Annotated in this window: 20 protein-coding genes; 11 read left to right on the top strand and 9 right to left on the bottom strand. The window is 53.2% G+C overall.

From position 1 onward, the window contains the following. Positions 1-94 precede the first annotated feature (94 nt). Positions 95-901, bottom strand: coding sequence for a Cof-type HAD-IIB family hydrolase (locus EV294_RS00600; protein ID WP_132303104.1), 807 nt, complete (start codon positions 899-901; stop codon positions 95-97). Positions 902-1,070: 169 nt separating this feature from the next. Between EV294_RS00600 and EV294_RS00605 the strand changes: the two genes are divergently transcribed. From EV294_RS00605 to EV294_RS00620, 4 genes are all read left to right on the top strand, one after another. Then, on the top strand, positions 1,071-2,489 hold the full coding sequence (locus EV294_RS00605) for a S41 family peptidase (protein WP_132303105.1): 1,419 nt from the start codon (positions 1,071-1,073) through the stop codon (positions 2,487-2,489). Between the two features lie 91 nt (positions 2,490-2,580). Further along, positions 2,581-2,802, top strand: coding sequence for a DUF1450 domain-containing protein (locus EV294_RS00610; RefSeq protein ID WP_132303106.1), 222 nt, complete (start codon positions 2,581-2,583; stop codon positions 2,800-2,802). A 95-nt stretch (positions 2,803-2,897) separates the two neighbouring features. Next, positions 2,898-3,401: a ferritin gene (locus EV294_RS00615; RefSeq protein WP_132303107.1), complete on the top strand. Its 504-nt coding sequence runs from the start codon at positions 2,898-2,900 to the stop codon at positions 3,399-3,401. 69 nt (positions 3,402-3,470) lie between these two features. Next, positions 3,471-4,010, top strand: a complete 540-nt coding sequence (locus EV294_RS00620) for a hypothetical protein (RefSeq protein ID WP_132303108.1) — start codon at positions 3,471-3,473, stop codon at positions 4,008-4,010. On the opposite strand, the gene EV294_RS00625 is transcribed toward EV294_RS00620, so the two are convergent. After that, entirely contained in the window at positions 4,001-6,079 is a 2,079-nt protein-coding gene (locus EV294_RS00625) for an ATP-dependent helicase (RefSeq protein WP_132303109.1), read from the bottom strand. The genes EV294_RS00620 and EV294_RS00625 overlap by 10 nt on opposite strands. A 96-nt stretch (positions 6,080-6,175) precedes the next feature. Here EV294_RS00625 and EV294_RS00630 point away from each other — a divergent pair, with 96 nt between their 5' ends. The 3 genes from EV294_RS00630 to fur all read left to right on the top strand — a co-directional run bounded on the left by EV294_RS00630 (position 6,176) and on the right by fur (position 7,975). Further along, a complete protein-coding gene (locus EV294_RS00630; RefSeq protein ID WP_132303110.1) occupies positions 6,176-6,742 on the top strand; it encodes a GNAT family N-acetyltransferase in 567 nt (188 codons plus the stop codon). Between the two features lie 134 nt (positions 6,743-6,876). After that, positions 6,877-7,368, top strand: a complete 492-nt coding sequence (locus EV294_RS00635; RefSeq protein ID WP_243711534.1) for a GNAT family N-acetyltransferase — start codon at positions 6,877-6,879, stop codon at positions 7,366-7,368. Positions 7,369-7,504: 136 nt separating this feature from the next. Beyond that, positions 7,505-7,975 carry a ferric iron uptake transcriptional regulator gene (gene fur, locus EV294_RS00640; RefSeq protein ID WP_132305186.1) on the top strand — a complete coding sequence of 157 codons (471 nt, stop codon included), beginning with the start codon at positions 7,505-7,507 and terminating at the stop codon, positions 7,973-7,975. Between the two features lie 60 nt (positions 7,976-8,035). Here the strand turns inward: fur and EV294_RS00645 are convergent, their stop codons facing one another. Together EV294_RS00645 and EV294_RS00650 are read right to left on the bottom strand one after the other, a co-directional pair. Then, positions 8,036-8,368 carry a DUF1904 family protein gene (locus EV294_RS00645; protein WP_132303111.1) on the bottom strand — a complete coding sequence of 111 codons (333 nt, stop codon included), beginning with the start codon at positions 8,366-8,368 and terminating at the stop codon, positions 8,036-8,038. Between the two features lie 205 nt (positions 8,369-8,573). After that, positions 8,574-10,439, bottom strand: coding sequence for a prenyltransferase/squalene oxidase repeat-containing protein (locus tag EV294_RS00650; protein ID WP_243711535.1), 1,866 nt, complete (start codon positions 10,437-10,439; stop codon positions 8,574-8,576). A 103-nt stretch (positions 10,440-10,542) separates the two neighbouring features. Here EV294_RS00650 and EV294_RS00655 point away from each other — a divergent pair, with 103 nt between their 5' ends. After that, the gene (locus EV294_RS00655) at positions 10,543-10,911 is read left to right on the top strand and encodes a hypothetical protein (protein ID WP_243711536.1); all 369 of its coding nucleotides are present in this window, start codon (positions 10,543-10,545) and stop codon (positions 10,909-10,911) included. A gap of 47 nt (positions 10,912-10,958) precedes the next feature. Here EV294_RS00655 and EV294_RS00660 read toward each other — a convergent pair whose 3' ends face one another. Then, the gene (locus EV294_RS00660; protein ID WP_132303112.1) at positions 10,959-11,258 is read right to left on the bottom strand and encodes a DUF6509 family protein; all 300 of its coding nucleotides are present in this window, start codon (positions 11,256-11,258) and stop codon (positions 10,959-10,961) included. Between the two features lie 4 nt (positions 11,259-11,262). Further along, the gene (locus EV294_RS00665) at positions 11,263-12,228 is read right to left on the bottom strand and encodes an RluA family pseudouridine synthase (protein ID WP_132303113.1); all 966 of its coding nucleotides are present in this window, start codon (positions 12,226-12,228) and stop codon (positions 11,263-11,265) included. Between the two features lie 243 nt (positions 12,229-12,471). Between EV294_RS00665 and EV294_RS00670 the strand changes: the two genes are divergently transcribed. The 3 genes from EV294_RS00670 to EV294_RS00680 all read left to right on the top strand — a co-directional run bounded on the left by EV294_RS00670 (position 12,472) and on the right by EV294_RS00680 (position 16,813). Next, on the top strand, positions 12,472-14,019 hold the full coding sequence (locus EV294_RS00670) for a stalk domain-containing protein (RefSeq protein WP_165930542.1): 1,548 nt from the start codon (positions 12,472-12,474) through the stop codon (positions 14,017-14,019). A gap of 131 nt (positions 14,020-14,150) precedes the next feature. After that, on the top strand, positions 14,151-15,977 hold the full coding sequence (locus tag EV294_RS00675; RefSeq protein ID WP_132305192.1) for a B12-binding domain-containing radical SAM protein: 1,827 nt from the start codon (positions 14,151-14,153) through the stop codon (positions 15,975-15,977). A 161-nt stretch (positions 15,978-16,138) separates the two neighbouring features. Beyond that, a complete protein-coding gene (locus tag EV294_RS00680; RefSeq protein WP_132303115.1) occupies positions 16,139-16,813 on the top strand; it encodes a deoxynucleoside kinase in 675 nt (224 codons plus the stop codon). A gap of 44 nt (positions 16,814-16,857) precedes the next feature. On the opposite strand, the gene EV294_RS00685 is transcribed toward EV294_RS00680, so the two are convergent. The 3 genes from EV294_RS00685 to mnmM form a co-directional block, all read right to left on the bottom strand. Next, positions 16,858-18,102, bottom strand: coding sequence for an MFS transporter (locus EV294_RS00685; protein ID WP_132303116.1), 1,245 nt, complete (start codon positions 18,100-18,102; stop codon positions 16,858-16,860). 22 nt (positions 18,103-18,124) lie between these two features. Then, complete coding sequence (locus EV294_RS00690) at positions 18,125-19,123, bottom strand: ROK family transcriptional regulator (RefSeq protein ID WP_132303117.1); 999 nt, start codon at positions 19,121-19,123, stop codon at positions 18,125-18,127. Between the two features lie 315 nt (positions 19,124-19,438). Beyond that, a complete protein-coding gene (mnmM, locus tag EV294_RS00695; protein ID WP_132303118.1) occupies positions 19,439-20,017 on the bottom strand; it encodes a tRNA 5-(aminomethyl)-2-thiouridylate-methyltransferase MnmM in 579 nt (192 codons plus the stop codon).

The raw sequence follows: 20,017 nt of genomic DNA on the forward strand, positions 1-20,017 counted from the left end.
TCGCTTCCCCGTGGAGTTTTTTTTGAATTTCTCCGGATTGAAACGCGCCTCCCCACCGAAGGACGGCGAAGCCGTTTCACCTTATTGCGCCCGTTTATTTGGCTGCAGGCTGGAGCACGAATTTCTCAATGACATGACGAACGCCCTCTTCGTTATTCGTCAGCGTAATATAATCCGCGATTTCCTTCAGCTTCGGCGTGGCGTTGCCCATAGCGACGCCAAGACCGGCCGCTTCAATCATTTCATGGTCATTCCATGCATCGCCAATCGCGATGGTCTGCTCAACCCCGCAGCCCAAATGCTCGGCCATAAAGCGAAGAGCATGGCCTTTGGTGCCTTCCTTGTGCATAAACTCGAGGTAATGAGGCTTGGATTTCGTAATATGGACTCGGTCACCGATAATCGGCTTTAACTCTTCGGCCAGCCGGTCCAGATAGGCAGGATCGTCGATAATGAGCATTTTATTGTTAGGCTTGTCGAGCAATGCTTCGAAATCCTCGGCCACGACATACGGGATATTCGTCAGCGTGGAATAGTTGACCGCTTTTTCGTTGGCTTCCTTCACGTATAAAATATCGTCCGCATAGAGCTGCAAATGCAGGCCGCGCTGCTCGGTGATCGCGTACAGCTCCTTCGCCGCATCCTGCGGCACGCAGCGCTCGTAGAGCACTTCTCCATCCAGGAGCGTCTTCACAAGCGAGCCCTGATAAGTAATGATCGGAACGTTCAGCCGGATTTGATCGGCGATTTTTTTGGCCGAGGCGTACATCCGCCCCGTAGCCAGAGTGACGGTTACGCCTAACGCAATGGCGTCCTCCATCGCTTTTTTCGTGCCTTCGGTCACGATTAATTCGTCATTAAGAAGCGTATCATCGACATCGATTGCGATTAATTTGTACATGTTCTCTCTCCTGTCTCTATTCGTCCAACAAAAGCTAGGTTGATTGTAGCGAAAAACATAGCCGTCTTCAACCCTATATCATGAAGGGGGATCCGGCCCATTTGCTCAGCGGACCCCAAATAAGCTACATTAGAATACAGAACATCAGTCATAGTCAGGAGTGACCTTAGTGAAAGAAATCTCGAATGAGGCAGCGAAGCAGCGGATTATAACGTTTGCGGTTCTTGGGGCATTACTATTTACGATTATCGGATTTATTCTTGGCTGGCTCTGGATGGAGGTACGGTACCCGATGCTGAAGGAGCCCGCATTCCGTAATTTCACGGTGTCCTATAACACCATCATGGATAAATACTTAAACGGCGCGAAGTCGGAGGACCTCATTAACGGCGCCTCCCAAGGCATGCTGGCGTCGCTTGGCGATCCTTACTCCAGGTATCTGGTCAAGGAGCAGGGCAGCGCTTATACGCAAGGCTACGAAGGGGAATTCTCCGGAGTGGGCATCACGCTTCAGGAAGCTGACGGCAAGTTTATCGTGGCCAGCGTGACGGAAGGCGCGCCGGCCGAGCGCGGAGGCGTTCATGCGGGGGATGAGATCGTAGGCGTGAACGGGGCCTCGATCAAAGGCAAGGAATACGATGACGTGATCACCGTTCTCCGTGGAGATGCCGGTACCAAGGTAAAGCTGTCCCTTCAACGGGGAGACGCAGCCAAGCCGATTGAGGTAGAGCTGACAAGGGAAGCAATCGCTGTACATACGGTAACCTCGGAAATGCTCAGCGGCGGCATCGGGCATGTAACGATCTCGAAGTTCGGGGAGAAGACCGACGACGAGTTCAAGACCGAGATAGAGAAGCTGCAAAAAGAAGGAATGAAGAAGCTGCTGCTGGACCTCCGCTCGAATCCCGGCGGCTTGCTGCAATCCACGATCCAGATCGCGAATATGCTTGTGCCTAAGGATAAGGCTATACTTGAGGTTGTCTACAAGAACAACTCCAAGACGATCACGTACCGGTCGAAGCAGGATAAGCCGTGGACGATTCCGATCGTTGTTCTTGTCAACGGTCAATCCGCAAGCGCCAGCGAGGTGCTGACGGCAGCGCTGAAGGAGTCCGCCGGCGCGACGGTTGTTGGCGAGAAGACCTTCGGCAAAGGCATTGTGCAGACCTTCCAGCAGTTCAAAGACAAATCGGTGCTCAGCCTGACGGAAGCCCAATGGAAAACGCCGGGCGGCACCTGGATTCATAAGCAGGGCGTGACGCCGGACGTGACGGTAGCGTTGCCCGCATTCGCAAGCCTCAGCCAGCTTCCGTTCGGAACGGAGCTTAAGACCGGAAGCTACGGCGAGAACGTCAAGACGCTCCAGCTGATGCTGCAGGAGCTGGGTTATACGCCTGTCGGAGATATCGGCTTGTTTAACGGGCAGACCGCGGATGCATTGATCCGATTCCAGAAGGATAACAAGCTGGAGGCAACCGGAACGTTTAACGACATGACGGGCTACCGGATTCTCGAGTTGTTAAGCGACAAGCTCAAGGGCGAGGATACGCAGCTTCGCAAAGGGATCGAAATTTTGAATAGTAAATAATTCTGCCGAATTCGCTATTGACAACGGGAATGATAATTATTATCATTCATAGAGGAAAGCATTACACCGTTGCGCAGCGAGGTGAGCCGGTTTGAAGAAGATCAAATATTGCACCCGGAATTTGAAGAACGGAACGAAGCCCGTTTACAAGGCGATGAAGAGCAAATATCCGGACATAAAGATGAAGAAGAAGGACTGTCTTGGCAACTGCAGAACCTGCAAGCGCGAGAGCTTTGCCATGATCAAATCCAGAAGCATCTGCGCGTCGAGCCCGGATCAGCTGTACAAGGAATTGAAGAAATTGATCGGCTAAGCAAATAATTTGGATAATATTGCATGGGACGGCTTTTGCCGTCCTTTCCGTTTGTGTTAGAATAAGACCAAACAAGAAAAAGAGGTGCATAAGCGATGAATGATAAATTAGCGGAAGCGCTCAATGAGCAGATGAATTTTGAATTTTATTCGGCGCATGTGTATCTTGCAATGGCAGCCTATTGCTCCGGCGAAAGTCTCGATGGATTCGCGAACTTCTTCATTATTCAAGCGGAGGAAGAGCGGTTCCATGGTATGAAAATATACAAATTCCTGAATGACCGCGGCCGCCGAGCTACGCTTACCGCGCTGGGCGAACCTAAGAACGAGTACGAATCCATGCTTGACGCCTTCCAGCATGGCTACGCGCATGAGCAGCAAAATACGAAGCGCTTCTACAACCTGGCGGATCTTGCGCTTAACGACCGCGAGCACGCAACGATGTATTTCCTGAAATGGTTCATCGACGAGCAGGTCGAAGAAGAAGCGTTGTTCGATAATATTATCCAGAAGCTGAAGCGCTTCGATAAAGACAGCAACGCCTTCTACATGCTGGATGCGGAATTCGCGCAGCGCTCGTTCGTAGCTCCGGCAGAATAATAGTCGTCATGAAGAAACGGGACCTGGCAGCAGGTCCCGTTTTTTTATGATAAAGATGGGGGAAATAGAATGTTTATCGCACAGCGCATTTTAGGATATGCGGCTCTTTTATTTGGTCTTCTGGTTTCCTTTTCGGGACAAATTGCAGAAGCCGGGATGTTCGCCGTTGCCGGTTTTGTGCTTGTCTCGCTAGCCGAGCTGGTTCGGCTGCAGCAAGGAATGTATCATCTGGCCTTAGGTCTGCCGCTCAGAAATGAACAGATTCATAAAATACTTAGACGAACTTCGCCGGTCAAAGTGACCTCAACGACCTTGTCGATTCATCCCTTTAATGAGACCGAATATCCGCTGCTGGAGCTTCAAGGGGAAGCCTATTTACGGGTAAAAGCTTTTATTTCCTATATCGAGCAGTCCGAAACGGAGTACCGTTTCACCTTTCCGGATTCGGCGCCTGTTCTGCTGATTTGCGATCCCCGTTACAGTCAAGGAAGCCGCTTGTTCCAATACAATGACCAAGTATTCGTCAAGCTGTCGGCGCTGCCTCTTTCGATAGAGAAGGAAGGAGACCGACTCCGGGTTGAGGTCGCAGCTCAGCGGCATCAGCTGTAAGCATTAATGATAAAAGAGGATACCGCCGCGGGCTTGCCGCGGTAATAAGCGGGGGAGCTGATATACAGCTCCTCTTCCGCTCTTGTGACGGCGACGTAAGCGAGGCGACGTTCCTCTTCCAGCGCAGCCTCCCCGACATTGTCGCCGGCCTGAATAGCGCTTCTGTCGCTATTCTTCTCAGCGGTGATGGCCGAGCTATGCGGAAGAATCCCTTCGGATACGCCGCATACAAAGACGACCGGAAATTCCAGCCCTTTAGACTTGTGAATGGTCATAAAGTTGACCGCGTCGGCATTGCGGCTGTCTGGCTTCATCCGTTTCATCTCTTCGTGCTTTGCCGCAATCTCGTCGATAAAAGCAAGGAAAGCCGCAATGCCGTCAAACCGTTTAGCCGATGCCTCAAGCTCGTCCAGCATTTCCTTCAAGGACTCCTTATGCTCGGTCAAGGCAGGTCCGCTTTTGTTCGCTTCAATAAATTGATCGTAGAATTCCATGCGAAGCCGCCGGATCGCCGTCTCCGGCTTCAGCTTTTCCAGGGAACGGATTAATTTGATCCGTTCTTTTATTTTATCCTGATGGAAAGACTTAATCTCGGGGAACCGGGTCAGATGGATAAGCGGCCATTTCTTGGCCTGCTTCTTATCCTCATTCCATATAAACGCCATCGCCTGATCAGGCTTGACGTACATCGTGGCGAGCATCGCTTCCATCGCGTCAAAGTTGCGGCGGTCGACGGACAAGCGCAGATGGGCGATAACCGGCTTGACGACCCATTGCTCATACAGAGATTCGCCGCTGCCGTAGTCGATAAAAGGGACCTGACGGATCACCAGCTGATCGAATACCGCCCGGCTGCTGCTGGCTGTCCGGAACAGAATGGCGAAATCGCGGAACGAGCGGCCTTTTTTCTCCTTCTGCTGAAGCAGCGTGTTAACGATCAGATCCGCTTCGTCGTCGCTGTTGCCGGGTCTCGCATACACGGGCGGAAGGCCGTGGGGCTTCGCCGTCAGCAGGGTTTTGCTGCGCCGCTGCTTATTATGACGGATAACGGCGTTGCCAAGGCCAACGATGCCGGAGCCGGAGCGGTAATTGACGTCGAGAATGATGTTCCTGGCGCCGGGGAACTGCTTCTCGAAATTCAGAATATAATCGTTGCGCGCTCCGTTAAAGGAATATATCGTCTGATCGTCGTCGCCCACCACCATCAGATTCCGGTGGGTCTGAACGAGGAGCTTGATGATCTCGTACTGAATCGTATTGGTATCCTGGAATTCATCGATCATGACGTAACGGAACCGGTTCTGCAGCATGGCCAGCAGGTTCTCGTCCCGCTTCAGCAGCTGATATGCTTCAAGCAGCATATCATCGTAATCGATCAGGTCCAATTGGCGTTTCCATTCTTCATAACTGGTAAAGATAAGCTTAAGCTGCCGATCCTCTTCCGTCTTCTCCGGAAGTTCCGGAACGGCAATCATCTGCATCTTGTAGGAGGAGAGGAGCGAAATGAGCGTCTCCGGCTGGTACGTCTCGTGCAAATTCCGTTCGCGCAGCAGCCGTTTGAAGTAAATCTGCTTGCGTCCGGTTTCGCCCAGGATGTTCTGCTTGTATCCGCGTCTGCGCAGCATAAGAAGACAGAACGAATGGAAGGTGCGGGCTTCAATCCGGGATGCGGCCGCGCTTCCTATATCCGGGAGCTGGCTGATCCGCAGCTTCATTTCGTCGGCTGCTTTTTTGGAGAAGGTCATGAGCAGAAGCTGCTGGGGCGGGATGCCGCGGACGGCCAGCATGTACCCGGTCCGGCAGACGAGGACGGAGGTTTTGCCCGAGCCTGCGCCGGCTAATGTCAGGATGGGCCCGTCGATATGGCGCACCGCAGCGATCTGCCGCTCGTTCAGCCGGATCCCTTGCTTCTCCAAAGCGCGGAAATAGAAGGCGTCCTTGTCGGAAGGCGGGATCAGCTGCTCGCTTGTATCCGCGGAAGCGTGGGCGGCTGGTGTATAATTTTTGTTAACAACGCCGTACGGGCGTTTGTAATAGATCTTATTGTTGGAAGTTGTTGCTTTGTTCATCGTCTGTAATCACCTGTTGTCGATTATAGCATGATAGAATGGATGTTCGTACCGTATAAACCGAAATTATTAATAGTTGGAGAGGAATGAGGCAGCATGATTGGACCGGCAGGCAAGGAAGACGTGGAGCAAGTAATGCCGCTGCTGCATGAGGCTATCGGCAATATCGCCTGCTCGCTTGCGGGAGTGGAGGATGAAGCGGAAGCGATGCGGATCTTGGCGGAATTCTATATCGAAGAGGGGAACCGGGTCAGCTACAGGAATGTAATCGCGGACAAAAGAGACGGCGTGGTTGCCGGTATATTGGTTTGCTATCCGGGGGACGATGCCGAGCAATTGGATCAGCCCTTAGTCGAGCGCGTGGAGCGCGTAACCGGAATTCAGGATTATACGATTTTGACGGAAACGCGCCCGGGCGAGTTTTACCTGGACTCGATTGCCGTCCATTCCTCGTTCCGCAACCAAGGCATTGCCAAGGCGCTGATGGCTGCTTTCGAACGGGAGGCCGTGAAGCAAGGCTATCGGCTGGTCTCCTTGATTGTCGAAGAATACAACGGCCAGGCAAGGCTGCTTTACGAGAAAATGGGCTACAGCGCAGACGGCGAGCTTCTTATTAGCGGACACCGTTATACGAGAATGGTAAAGACTGTATCCGCAGAATAAAGGCGAGGAAAGAAGGAATGCGGCGAGTTATGTCGAAACTGTAGAACCGGCGTAATTATTACAAACGTAACGGGTGATACATAATGAACCTAATCCCTTCCTCTTGGAGTACCCCGACTTTTAGTTGTGAAGATTTGCAGCCATTTGAAATTGGTCTTGTGCAGGAGCTGTACATGGCAAGCGCGCCGGTTGTCTTGTGGGACGGGAAAGAGCATGATCCTCATTATATCGAGCGTTCCTATCATGAAGGCATACTGCCGGAAGGCGGCGTGAAGGACAAGTTCCGGATCCAGGCCATCAGGCTGAAAACAACGGAAGAAATCGTTGGGTTCCTTAGCGTTTATCACGGCTATCCGCATCGGGATTCGCTTTATCTGGCGATGATGTGCATCAGCGGGGACTTTCAGAATCAGGGCTACGGCCAGGAAGTCATGAAGCATTTTCTGCTGGAGATCGGTCTTCTTGGTTACTCGGAAGTCAGGGTGAACGTATCTCTCCGCAATTGGGCAGGCTTGCGCTTCTGGACCAAATCCGGATTCAACCGCATTAGCGGCATCTTTGGCGACAAAGAATTCGCGGAGGGCAAATTTGCGGATATCGAGCTGATTAATCGGTGGTCACTGTGAATTTTTAGATGTCATTGTGTAATAATGATAACTATGTTAAGATTATAATTATTCTAAATTATAATCATTCTAAATAAGCTTGAACACAGCGCATCGGATATTGAAACACAAGGAAAGGCGGGTGAGCTTTATTATGATCGAAGAACAAATGGAAACGATCAACCGTCAATTAAGAACAAAAGGCTACAAATTAACGCCGCAGCGCGCAGCGACTGTCCGCGTATTGCTGGAGAACGAGAAGGATCATCTCAGCGCGGAGGATGTCTACATGCTGCTGAAGCGCAGCAATCCGGATATCGGTCTGGCAACGGTTTACCGTTCCCTGGAGCTGCTGAGCGAGCTGCATGTCGTGGAAAAAGTGAATTTCGGCGACGGAGCGACGCGTTACGATCTGAGAAGCAACGATCAGGAGCATCACCATCATCATCTGATTTGTACCGAATGCGGTACGGTCGAGGAGATTATGGACGACTGGCTGCTTCCGATGGAGAACCGGATTGCGAAGGAATTCGGATTCAAGGTATTGGACCACCGCCTTGATTTCCACGGAATTTGCAAAGCCTGCAAAAGCAAAGCAAGCGACAACGACCGCAAAGCGGTGTCCTAACATAATAGGGAGCCTTGGATCATGAATGGGTCCAAAGGCTCCTTTGTTGTTTAAAAAGGCTTAACAACACGGCTTGCCGTTTATGTAGTAGCTGTCTTCCCGGTACGTTCGGAACGCAACCTCCACTTCGTCAATGCCGATCCGGGCGAGCTGCGCGGTAACGGCCTGCGCGAACCGGTCACGGACCGCTTGTCCGCGTTCGAACCAGCCCACCTCAACGAACGGATACGATTGTCCTTCCGCGAGACCGCCAAAGACGGCTGTCGTATGCAGGCATTCCATCGTAAAGTTGTCCGTTCCGCATTCGCATACGGAGGCCAGTTCCTCGGCAAGCGCCTGGCTAACCGTTGTGAGCCGGTCTGCGGGTACCCCGCGAAACAAAAGCTGCGGCATAATGCTCCCTCCTTAAAATATAGTAACTGCTTTAGCTTTCATCAACGGTGCTATCCCTTAGATTACCTTGACTTCGCCCCTCATTGCAACGGATGCGGAAGCATGGAGGGGGCGGTTGCAGAAGCCGATGCTCTTGCGTTATCGTAAAGGACAAGAGCATAAAACGAAGGCCCCCTTCGGATAAGGGAGCCTGACCGCAGGGGTATCAGCTGTATTTCAGCCAAATATTGCTGAGGGCAAGAAGCGGCCAAATATAGTTGTTGCTGGCATAATGGGCATAGACGCTGCCGGGAAGAGCTCCGCCGGTCGGATACGTATAAGTCCAGTCGCGGCGGTCAAGGGACTGCAGGAGAGCTTCCACGCCGCGCTCCAAAGCGGGAGTAGGCTTAGGCAAAGCCGCGGTCAGCCCATCCAGCGCCCAAGCCGTCTGGGATGGCGTGCTGAAGTTTAAGGGAACGTAACGCCTGACTTTATCGCTGATACAGGATTCGCCCCAGCCTCCGTCTTCATTCTGGACCTGAAGCAGCCAGTCGACCCCTTTCTTGACCGCCGGATGATCCTCCGCGATGCCTACGGCCGTCAGCCCTTGAATGGCAGCGCTTGTGCCGTGCACGTAAGTAATGCCCCAGCGCCCGTACCAGCTGCCGTTGCTTTCCTGCTGGGACAGGACCCAGCGCAGCGTGGATTCGATCCAGCTGTTGCCGGCGTTCATGCCAAGCTCCTGGCCGAGAAATTGCAGCGTGCGCGAGGTCAGGTCGACCGTCGAAGGATCAACCGCGATATCCTTGGCCCCTTCGAAATGAAAGAAAGCTATCGGCAGCCGCGAGCCCTGCCGTTCAAACGCCGGCCAGCCGCCGTTATCGTTGCGCATGGTCAGCACCCAATTCAGTCCGCGCTGCCAGTCCGCTTGCAGCTCCGGCGTGCGGGAGCTGTAGGGCTGGATGGCGCGAAGGGCGGCTGTGGTATCGTCCACATCCGGATAAAGGGTGTTTACGTTGGAGAAGCCCCAGCCTCCGGCTGGCGTGCCGGGGTTGCGGATTGCCCAGTCTCCAAGCTGGGTCTGCTGTCTTTGGCGCAGATAAGCCCCGGCGTTCTCCAGCGCGGTGGAGGTAGGATTTACTCCGGCCTTGCGCAGGGCATGAACCAGCATGGCCGTATCCCATACTTCCGAGGAGGCGATCTGCACATGGCTGTTGGCGCACATGACGGAACGGATGCCGGACACCATGCGGTGAATGAGCGGTGAATTTGTAGAATAACCAAGCATCAGAAGCGCCAGAATCATAAACATGGTAGCCGTTGTATAAGTAAGGAGCGTACCGTCCGGTTCCAGCCGTTCGAATAGAAATTGAACCGCTTTTTCCTGCGGGGTAGGCGATTCGAAAGGAAGCAGCTCCGATAGCGACAAGGAACCCACCAACGTAGCCAAGGCCGCAATCCATGGCGAATCGTTCTCGAATCGCTTGGAGCTGCCTTCGAACAGATCGGACAGATCGGGCATGGAGGCGCTATGCTGCACGAACTGAGCGTTAGCGAGCATAATGATCGGCACGATATGTACGCGGGCATGCCCGGACAAGGAAAAGAGATCGATGCCGATGCCGTTGTCGGAGAAAAAGACCTCGAGGGGAATGCGCATCGACTTTGGCCATGCCGCCTGACCTGCCGCGGCGAAGATCGCCTGCGTCAGGAGAGAGCGGATTTTGGACAAGCCGCCTTTGCTTAGAATAAACTGCTTCGCCAGCTGCATGCGGGGATCCAGTTTGTTCAAATAACCGGAATAGAGCAGCGCGAAATAAGCCTCCGCCGTCGCGTCCAGATTGCCGTCTTCTTCGTCGGGATAGATCTTCCAAGTACCGTTAGGAAGCTGCCTGCTCAGGATCCGGCTTGCGATTTGGCGGATAAGCGCCTCATCTTGGCCGTAGCCAAGCATCCGGAGAATAATGATAAAATAACTGTCCGGCATCGTGCCGGAATCAAAGCAAAGACGCCATGAGCCATCGGCTGATTGAAGCTGCAGGAGCTCGCTTCGCATCCGCTCGATCCTTGCGCGGATTCGATCCATATCCATAGTCCGCATTCATTCCTTTGCTGCGATGATATTGCTGCTAGTTATGTATATGCGGGAGCACGAAGGGAAAAGAAGAAGCCTTGCAACTTCAAGGCGTTATATTATGAAGGGAGATTCGGACCAGATGTATGACATTACGATAGATTTATATAGAAATTGGATTGATACGGTGAAGGAAGTTTTCCGCGGCTCGGGACATCCGATCCCGGGGGACGTAAGCGATACGGAGGTAGCTATCCTGTATTTCCGGCAGACGGCCCAGTCGGACGAGGAGGCGGCAGCGCAGCAGCAGGCGAACGAGGAAAGGCTTCGCGGCATGCAGCAGGCGATTACGGACCATTTCGAATCGGTTATTTTGCCGGATATCCGGAAACGTACCCGCTATGAAGGCAACCGCTTCTGCTTTCAATGGGTATACAACAACGGCGAGCATATTATCGAGGAGTATTCGTCTTACCGCATCCCGGTATAGGCACGAAAAAAGAGGCTGACCAGTCAAATGACCGGTCAGCCTCTTCATCATTGCTCATCCGCTTCCTTGTAATGCTCCTTGCAGAAAGCAAGCAGCTCCTGCTCCTCGTCTTCCTCCAATTCGAAGTCGAGCAGCTTGTCCGTTACCCGCTCGATCAGCTCATGCTTGACCAGACGGCCGCCGCCTTCCTCTTCGCTGTATACGGCGCGGATATAGATGCCGTTCTTCGAATACAATTCATCTTCCTCATCCAGATCGATATCGATCAGAAACTCGTATCGGCGTCCGGACAGGATGCCGAACGGATCTTTAATAAACTCTACGCTGTAGGTCGTAATCTCAAGCATATGATCATCCTTTGCTTCTTCTGTCTGTTGTAGGCGCCCCGTTCCGGAGCGGATTGTAGAACAGCTTGGGGATGCCGGTATCAAATTTCAGCAGCTTCCCCGTTACCGGGTGCTCGAAGGCAAGAACACGCGCGTGCAGCCCAAGACGGCCGATCGGCTTAGTCTGCGAGCCGTATTTTTTATCTCCCGCGATAGGGTGCCCGATATCTTGCATATGAACGCGGATTTGGTTTTTACGGCCGGTCTCCAGATGGACCTCTACGAGCGAATAGGCTTTTCCCGCCTGCAGCAGCTTGTAGTGGGTTACCGCGTGTTGTCCGTCATTCGGGTGGGGGCTGGAATACATTCGGAGCGTTTTGCTTTCCTTCAGCCAAGAGGAGATGGTGCCCTCCTGCCGTTTCACTTCGCCCTCCACGAGCGCAACGTAAGATCGTTCCTTCACGATCGTTTGCCACTCTTCCTGCAGCCTTTGCTGCACGGCCTCGCTCCTCGCGAACATCAGCACCCCGGAAGTATCCCGGTCGAGGCGGTGAACGATAAAGATCCGGTTCTTCGGATCGGAATCGCGAACATAGGCCATCAACTGGCGGTAAGCGGTCATCTCGGTTTCTTTATCCGAAGCTATGGTAAGAAGACCGGCCTCTTTGCTGGCCACAATGACATGCTCGTCCTCATGCAGAATCGTAAGTCCGACGAGGGGGAACTTCTCTTTTTCCCGTTCCTTGCGGATGACAACCGTTTGCCCGGGCTGAAGCGGGTAGTTATATTTCGTTTCAGCGCGGTCATTGACGTATACCTGACCATGCGCCAGCAGCGATTTGACGGAGTTGCGGCCCTGGTTCAGATGAGCCAGCAAAAAAGCGAGCAGCTCGGACTCCTCCGTAACGGCAAACGTCTTGTTTGGCGTGGCCGAGCTGTTTTTGGATGAAGCGCTTTTAGCCGGGCCGGGGCTATTAGGTTTCTTTGGCATGACTTTAAGTTCCTCCTGCGCTTGACTTGCTCAAGCTTGACTGCAATCACTATACCATGATCGGCTTTGCAAATTCTACACGGAACCCTTCACACTACGTTCATGTTGGGCCGATATAATAAGCATTGGCATGATTATCCTATGAAACCATTTTCATAGACAAACGAAGGCTGATAGTGGTACGATAGATTAATCTATCATTATCGCTGGTAATACAGTAAAAATTTGGAGGAAAAAGTAATCGTGAAGAAAAAAATATCCTATACCTTATTAACTCCGCTGCTTGCAGCAGGCCTCCTGCTTTCTCCTCTCGGGGCTCCGCAGCATGCCGCAGCCGCAACGTCTCCCGTGAAATTCGCAATTGCGGCCAAAGCTTCCGCCATCAGCGTCTACGTCGACGACAAGAAGCTTTCGCTCTCGAAAGCTCCCTATACGAAAAATGGCGTAACCTTCGTTCCGATGCGCGAGCTGTTCAAAGCCTTGAATGCCTCCGTAACCTGGGAAGAGAAGGCGCAGACGATTATCGTCCGCAAGGATAACACCTCCATTACGCTTACGATCGGCAACAAAGTAGCGCTAATCAACGGCAAGTCCGTGAAGCTGGATGCCGCGCCTGAAATCAAGAACAATACGACTTATGTTCCGGCCCGTTTCGTAGCCGAGTCGCTTGGCGGCACGGTGAAATGGGATAATGCCAAGCAGGCTGTGCGAATCACAACGGAGGAATACGAATACGAACAGGAATACGAGCAGCTTCAGGAGGAGCTGAACAACCGTCCGAAATATACGCCGCAGCAAATCGTCGACATGTACGACGACAGCGTGGTTACCATTACGACCAATTTGGGTCTCGGCAGCGGCGTAGTGATTGGCGACCGTTACGTTCTTACGAATTACCATGTGATGCAGGATGCCTCTTCGGCAACGGTTATTACCGTAAACAATAAGCAAATTAAGGTATCCGGCGTTGTTACATACAGCCAAAACAACGATTTGGCGATTATCCAGACCGACCAGTCGATTGGTTCGACGCCGGTCGAGGTAGGCTACAGCAGCCTGAACGTGAAAAAAGGCGATAAAGTTGTCGCGATCGGAAGTCCGCTTGGTCTTCAAAATACGGTTTCCGACGGTCTGGTCAGCAATGTCATCTACGAGGGCAGCACGCGTTACATCCAGACCAGCGCTCCGATCGACCATGGCAGCTCCGGCGGCGCTTTATTTGATGAATACGGCGAGCTGATTGGCATCACATCCGCGGGCTATACGTCGCAAGCGGATCTGAATTTCGCGGTCTCGACGGTCTATGCGGCGATGCTGATGGAGGATCTTCCGAAGGTGCCTTCCGACAAAGTGAAATTCCTGGATCCAACCTTGCCGGATACGCTTGTTGGTCAATCGGAGGATAAGATTGCGGCTTTATTGAAAGAGCAATTTGGTGTTTTCTCGACGGAACAAGGGGAAGCGGAGCTGAGTAATTGGAAGGTTACGCGTGATTCCCAAGGCTGGCTTGTCATTACGACGGATATGGATCCCGTCTTCTACACGTATTACGGCGGGCAGAACAAAGAGGGCCTTCGCACCTGGGCGATTAACCTGGCCAACGAGCTTCATCGGATGCTGCCTGGCGACAAGATTCAATTCCAGATTTATTACGACCGTATTTTCGGCTTCGAACCTCGCGGCTTTAACGCAAGCGAAGTGAAGGCGCTTGGCAATGACAAATGGGAGGTTCGCTTCCCGATTCTGGATATGCAGTTTAAAGATCAGCTTTATATCGATATGAGGGACTAATTCTCCATTATACAAAAAAGAGGCTTACCGCTAGGGCAGCATGGATGCTCCCGGCGGCGGGCCTCTTCTTTTTTTGCCGTGTTTTCGGTACAATAGGGGAAGCTTGCATGAGAGCAGAAAGAGGTACCGTGATGAAAGTTGTGTTATCCACGTTAAATGCCAAATATATTCATACTTCGCTTGCCCTGCGCTGCCTGAAGGCGTACAGCGGCGAGCATTTCGATATGGAAATCGCAGAGTATACCATTAAAGATCCCGTGATGAATATCGTCTCGGACATTTTTTCGCGCAAACCGGATGTTGTAGGCTTCTCCTGCTATATCTGGAATATTGAAGAGACGATTACCGTCATCAATATGCTGCGAAAAATCATGCCGGAGATCAAGATTGTCCTTGGCGGACCGGAAGTGAGCTACGATACGGAATATTGGATGGAGCGAATTCCGGAGGTCGATTTTATCGTCGTTGGCGAGGGGGAAGAGACCTTCCATCATCTGCTGACGGAGATTGAGGGAGCGGGCAAATACCATATGGTGTTCGGCATTGCTTACCGCAAGCAGCGCGAGGACCGGGTAGAGATTCTTCTCAATCCCGGCCGTCCGAAGCTGGATTTGGCGACGCTGCCGTCTCCGCACCGCTTCGAGGAGGATATTCCTCATCTGGGCAGCCGGGTTGTTTATTTCGAGACAAGCCGCGGCTGTCCGTTCAGCTGCCAATTCTGTTTGTCGAGTATCGAGGTTGGGGTCCGGTATTTCGATATGGAGCGAACGAAGGCCGATATTACGTATCTGATCGATTCCGGCGCGAAGCTGATCAAATTCGTGGACCGTACCTTCAACATCAAGCGGGACTACGCGCTCGAAATGTTTAAATTCCTCATCGAGAACCACCGCGGCTGCGTATTCCAGTTCGAGATTACCGCCGATATCATGCGGCCGGAAGTGCTCGATTATTTGGCGGAGCACGCGCCGCCGGGCGTTTTCCGCTTCGAGATTGGCGTTCAGTCGACCAATGATCCGACCAATGAAGCGGTGCAGCGCCGCCAGAACTGGAAGAAGCTTGTGCGGACCGTTACGAAGGTGAAGGAATCGGGCAAGATCGACCAGCATTTGGACTTGATCGCAGGCTTGCCGCTCGAGAATTACGATACGTTCCGCGGGACGTTTAACGACGTGTTCGAGCTGGGTCCTGAGGAGCTGCAGCTTGGCTTCCTGAAGATGCTGCGCGGAACGGGCTTGCGGCGGGATGCCGATAAATGGGGCTACATTTATATGGACCACGCGCCGTACGAAATGCTTGGCAACGAGTTGATGCCGTTTGCCGATATCGTGCGGATCAAGCGGGTAGAGGATGTGCTGGAGAAGTACTGGAACGCGCACCGGATGGACCGTACTTTGGGCTACCTCGTCAACAATGTGTTTCCTTCTCCGTTTGATTTCTTCCAATATTTTGGAGACTTTTGGGAGGAGAGAGGCTGGCAGAAGATCGGGCATCAGCTGGAGGATCTCTTCTCAAGGCTGTGGGCGTTCCTCTCCGAGTACAAGGCGAATGCGGCATCCGAAGAAGCGGCTAAGCTGGATCTGGACGTCGTGCTTGGCCTCATGAAGTACGATTACTTCCTGAACCATAACTACAAGCCGCGGAAAACTTGGTGGGAATTCACGATGGACAAATCGGAATGGAGCGGCTGGATGCGCCGTCTTGCCGAGCGTCCGGAGGAAGTATCCCGTGAATTTGCCGCTCTGCAGCTGAACGAGAAGGAGCTTTACAAGCATACGGTTATCGAGCTGCTTCCGTTTGACCTGCAGCATTATTTGGCGACGGGCGAGATTGTCAAGAGCAGCCATACGCTGCTTGCCGTCCTGTACGCGCTGGGCGGAGGAGAACGTCAAGCGAAGCCGACGCCTAAGCCGGTTATTATGAGGGTAAGCTCGGATGCCCTGTCCGTAGGTTTCTAGAAGAATCAAGGCCGCCCCGGGAGGCGGCTTTTTTTTGCCTGCGCCCATATAAAACCATTGCTCGCGGCTGCTCATATGATACAATAGGAAGCTATGTGGAACGTTTGCCGCTCCTATGAGCGGAACAGCCGTTTACGCGGTAATAAAAGGAGTTATTATACATGGAACATGGCATTCCTTCTAATGCGCTTATTACGATAGCCGGTACGGTTGGGGTCGGCAAATCGACGTTAACGTCCGCTTTGGCCGAGCGTCTTGGCTTTCGGACTTCGCTCGAGCAGGTCGAGCATAACCCGTATCTGGAGAAGTTTTACCATGATTTTGAGCGGTGGAGCTTCCATCTGCAAATCTATTTTCTGGCTGAGCGCTTTAAAGAGCAGAAGGCGATTTTTGAAGCAGGCGGAGGATTTGTGCAGGATCGTTCCATATACGAGGACACCGGCATCTTCGCCAAAATGCATGCGGATCAGGGAACGATGACCGCAACGGATTACGCGACGTATACCAGCTTGTTCGAAGCGATGGTGATGACGCCGTATTTTCCGCATCCGGATATTCTGATTTATTTGGAAGGCAGCCTGCCGTCCATTCTGAACCGGATCGCGGCGCGCGGACGGGAGATGGAAATTCAGACGGAACGCGCTTATTGGGAGCGGATGCATGAACGATACGCAGCCTGGATCGGCGAGTTTAACGCTTGCCCGGTGCTAAGACTGAACATTGACGAATACGATGTTCACGATCCGGCATCGCTGGATGGCATTATAGCGCAAATCAGCAGCGTAATCGGGACGTCGCGGCTAACGAAGGCGCAGGCGGCTGCTGCAAGCGAATAGGGATAAAATAAACCTGCCGGGCATCCCGGCAGGTTTTTGCGCGTTTATATGGATTGATCTGTACCCGAACCCGAACCTGTGCTTGCGTGCGTCAGGCTGGTTTTTGACCGAAGGAAAATATTGAGCCGTTCCGTAAACAGGAGCATGGCTGCCGTGCACAGGACGATATAGAACGGGAAAATGCCGATTGTAATCGAGGAAGCCAATAAACCGAGAAGCGGCGGCATCAGCGTGCTGCCGGTGTAAGCCACGGCCATTTGGTAACCCATAATGGATTGCGATTGCTTTGTCCCGAACCGTACCGGCGTTTCGTGCAGCATGCACGGATAGATGGGGGCAAGGCCAAAGCCCACAACGATCAAGCCGGCAAGCGCAAAGCCTTCAGGCAGCGGAAGGAAGAGCAGCAGGGCACCGATTAAGGCGATTAGCTGGCCTCCGCGGATCAGATTGCGGTTGCTGACCTTGAAGGTGATAAAGCCCGTAATAAACCGGCCTGCCGTAATGCCTGCATAGTAGAGCGACACCCATTGCGCGGCCGTAGAAGCGGATACGTTTTTCATATTTACAAGATAGCTGCTGCCCCACAGACCTACTGCCGCTTCAATCCCGCAGTACAGCATGAAGGAAACAAGCGCGAGCTTGACGCCTCTGATTTGCAACGGATGGCCGGCTGAAGCTTCCTCCCCGCGCTCGTTTGCGGCTTCCTCCAGCACGGCGCGGGACGAGGTTCTGCTGTGAATTTTGGCAACCCGGTCCCACAAGGGAAGGGAGAAGAACAGGATGACCACGAGAACGCATTGGATAGCCGCAACGGTCAGATAGCCGTATCTCCAGGCGTTATTGGAAATGAATTGAGCCATAATGACAGGTCCAAGCGTTGCGCCCACGCCCCAGAAACAATGCAGCCAGCTCATATGATGCGCTTTGTAATGGGCGGCCACATAGTTGTTCAGGCCGGCGTCAACCGCTCCGGCTCCAAGCCCTAACGGAATCGCGCAAACGAGCAGCCAGACAAGGGACGGAGAGGTGGCATAACCAAGCAGGGCGCCAGCGGTCATAATACAGCTGACCAAGGTTACTCTTCCGGTGCCAAAGCGAGTAAGAATCGTGCCGCTTGCGAGACTGGAGACGATCGTTCCGGCGGCAATGGTCATATACAGCACGCCCGCCGCTCCAAGGGGAGCGTTCAGCTCCGGCCGCATGACCGGCCACGCCGTGCCGAGAAGGGAGTCCGGCAAGCCTAGACTGATAAAAGCCAAATAAATAATGATCAGAAAAAAAGTTGCCATACTCGTTCACCTGCTTCTTTAATCAATTGGAGATCATCAGATCCAGCCCAAGGCTTTGCAGGCCGTCCAGATAATCCTTCTTCATATCGCTTGCCTTCAGAAGGGGGAGATGCTCCATTGGGATATAATCGGCGCTTCGCTCCAGGATCCGTCCCAGAATGGCGTCATTCACCTCGGCGTTATTAAACACAATCGTATGCGGATTGATAATCGCCGCAAATGAAGCGATAAGTCTGCTGATGGCATCGAGCCTGCTGGCTCCGTCCTTTTTTTGTATCGCTTGTTGGAAGTTCAGCTCATCGTATTGAGGCACGAAGGAGACTTCTCCGGAGAAGAAGGTGCTGCCTCTTACGACATCCCCGTTGATCATAATGCCCGCGCCCGGGCCGAATTGCCCGAAATACAAATAGACGAGGGAAGGATTATTCTCGTGGCTTCCTGTTTTGTAATAGCCCAGCACGGCGGCATTCATATCGTTCTCCACCACGACAGGCAGGGAGAATTGCTCCTCCAGGTATTGCTTCAGGTTCATATTTTGGAAGTTGGAGTAATCCGGGATATGAATGACACGGCCGTTATTGACCGCGCCCGGTACCCCGATCGCTATGGATTTGATGGTTGGATGACTCAGCAGAAGCTGTTCGATATACAAGGTCAGGCTGGGGAGATCATTCATTAATGCGCTTGACGTCGTGCCCTGCTCCTTGATGTCTCCCGCACAGTTAAAGATCGTATAGCTGATCTCCGACTTCTCGAAAAAGAGAGCCAGCCCCAGCATAAACTCCGTATTGTACGCGTAGCGTTGAGCCCTTCTTCCGCCGCTCGAATCGTCCAGCCCTACGGTCAGCAGCTCGCCGGCCTCTTCCATTTGCGTCAGAAACTTGCTGATTGTCGGAAAGCTGAGGCCAAGCTTTTGGCTCAGCTCCGCTTTGGTCGCGCTTCCCATCGTCAGCAGGGCGGAACGCAGGCCGTATAGAATTACATTTTTCATCTCTTTAGGCGTTGCCGGAAAATCGCTCACGGTTGTTTACAACTCCTCTGCACAGACTTATTAAACGTCTTTAATAAGTTGGATTGATCGTATCAAAAATGCTTCCGGAGAGCAAGTGGGTTGGCGTGAGAAAATGTTTTACGCTGGCGGCATCGTGTCGGAGGGAATGGGAATCGGGACGATATTGCGCTTTGCGGGCTTAACGATACGAGGCATCGTTAAGGTGATGCGCGGAGGCGGTGAAGCGGGAGAAAAATGTCCTTGCGATAAAAAGCGCGCCCGAAGGGTAATTAAAAAACCCTTCGGGCGCGCCACTTATAGCTGCCGGGCAAGCCCCGGGCTGCGCTACCTCTTCTCCACCGCGATCAAATACGGCGCGGTGTCTCTTTGCGGCTGGCGGTACAGAACAGCCGCATACATGGCCCCGGGCAGCTTCGCTGCCCAGTCGGCGACAATCGCCGCCTCCTCCGCGCCGCCCGGGTGCCCCGGGTACAGCGCGACAGTGACAATGCCGCCGCGGCGCAGCAGCGCCAGCGCCGCGTCCAGGGCGGCGATCGTTGTCGTCGGTACCGTAATGACCGACTCGTCGCCGCCCGGCAAATAGCCGAGATTGAACATCACGGCTGCAACGTTTCCTTCGGCGGAGGGTCCAACGGCCTCCGCCATCAATGCGTGATTCCGCAGGTGAAGCCGCACCTGCGGCAGCTTGCCGCGCTCCTCCAGCGGGCGGAGCCGCTCGAGCGTCCGGTCCAGCGCATCCTGCTGGATATCGAACGCGTGTACCGTGCCGCGCGCCCCAACCAGCTCGGCGAGCTTCAGCGTATCGACGCCCCCGCCAGCGGTAGCGTCAATGACAATGTCGCCCGGCTGCACGCGTTCGGCGATCCATTGATGCGCCATGCTGAGAATAGACAGAAACCCCAT

Source organism: Paenibacillus sp. BK033 (genome assembly GCF_004345425.1).
Lineage (GTDB): Bacteria > Bacillota > Bacilli > Paenibacillales > Paenibacillaceae > Pristimantibacillus.

Coding starts and splice junctions, on each gene's coding strand:
- EV294_RS00600 (WP_132303104.1), bottom strand. CDS start 901: ATGTACAAATTAATCGCAATCGATGTCGATGATACGCTTCTTAATGAC.
- EV294_RS00655 (WP_243711536.1), top strand. CDS start 10,543: ATGAAGGGAGATTCGGACCAGATGTATGACATTACGATAGATTTATAT.
- EV294_RS00665 (WP_132303113.1), bottom strand. CDS start 12,228: ATGCCAAAGAAACCTAATAGCCCCGGCCCGGCTAAAAGCGCTTCATCC.
- EV294_RS00620 (WP_132303108.1), top strand. CDS start 3,471: ATGTTTATCGCACAGCGCATTTTAGGATATGCGGCTCTTTTATTTGGT.
- EV294_RS00660 (WP_132303112.1), bottom strand. CDS start 11,258: ATGCTTGAGATTACGACCTACAGCGTAGAGTTTATTAAAGATCCGTTC.
- mnmM (WP_132303118.1), bottom strand. CDS start 20,017: ATGGGGTTTCTGTCTATTCTCAGCATGGCGCATCAATGGATCGCCGAA.
- EV294_RS00615 (WP_132303107.1), top strand. CDS start 2,898: ATGAATGATAAATTAGCGGAAGCGCTCAATGAGCAGATGAATTTTGAA.
- EV294_RS00630 (WP_132303110.1), top strand. CDS start 6,176: ATGATTGGACCGGCAGGCAAGGAAGACGTGGAGCAAGTAATGCCGCTG.
- EV294_RS00650 (WP_243711535.1), bottom strand. CDS start 10,439: ATGGATATGGATCGAATCCGCGCAAGGATCGAGCGGATGCGAAGCGAG.
- EV294_RS00685 (WP_132303116.1), bottom strand. CDS start 18,102: ATGGCAACTTTTTTTCTGATCATTATTTATTTGGCTTTTATCAGTCTA.
- EV294_RS00680 (WP_132303115.1), top strand. CDS start 16,139: ATGGAACATGGCATTCCTTCTAATGCGCTTATTACGATAGCCGGTACG.
- EV294_RS00675 (WP_132305192.1), top strand. CDS start 14,151: ATGAAAGTTGTGTTATCCACGTTAAATGCCAAATATATTCATACTTCG.
- EV294_RS00645 (WP_132303111.1), bottom strand. CDS start 8,368: ATGCCGCAGCTTTTGTTTCGCGGGGTACCCGCAGACCGGCTCACAACG.
- EV294_RS00625 (WP_132303109.1), bottom strand. CDS start 6,079: ATGAACAAAGCAACAACTTCCAACAATAAGATCTATTACAAACGCCCG.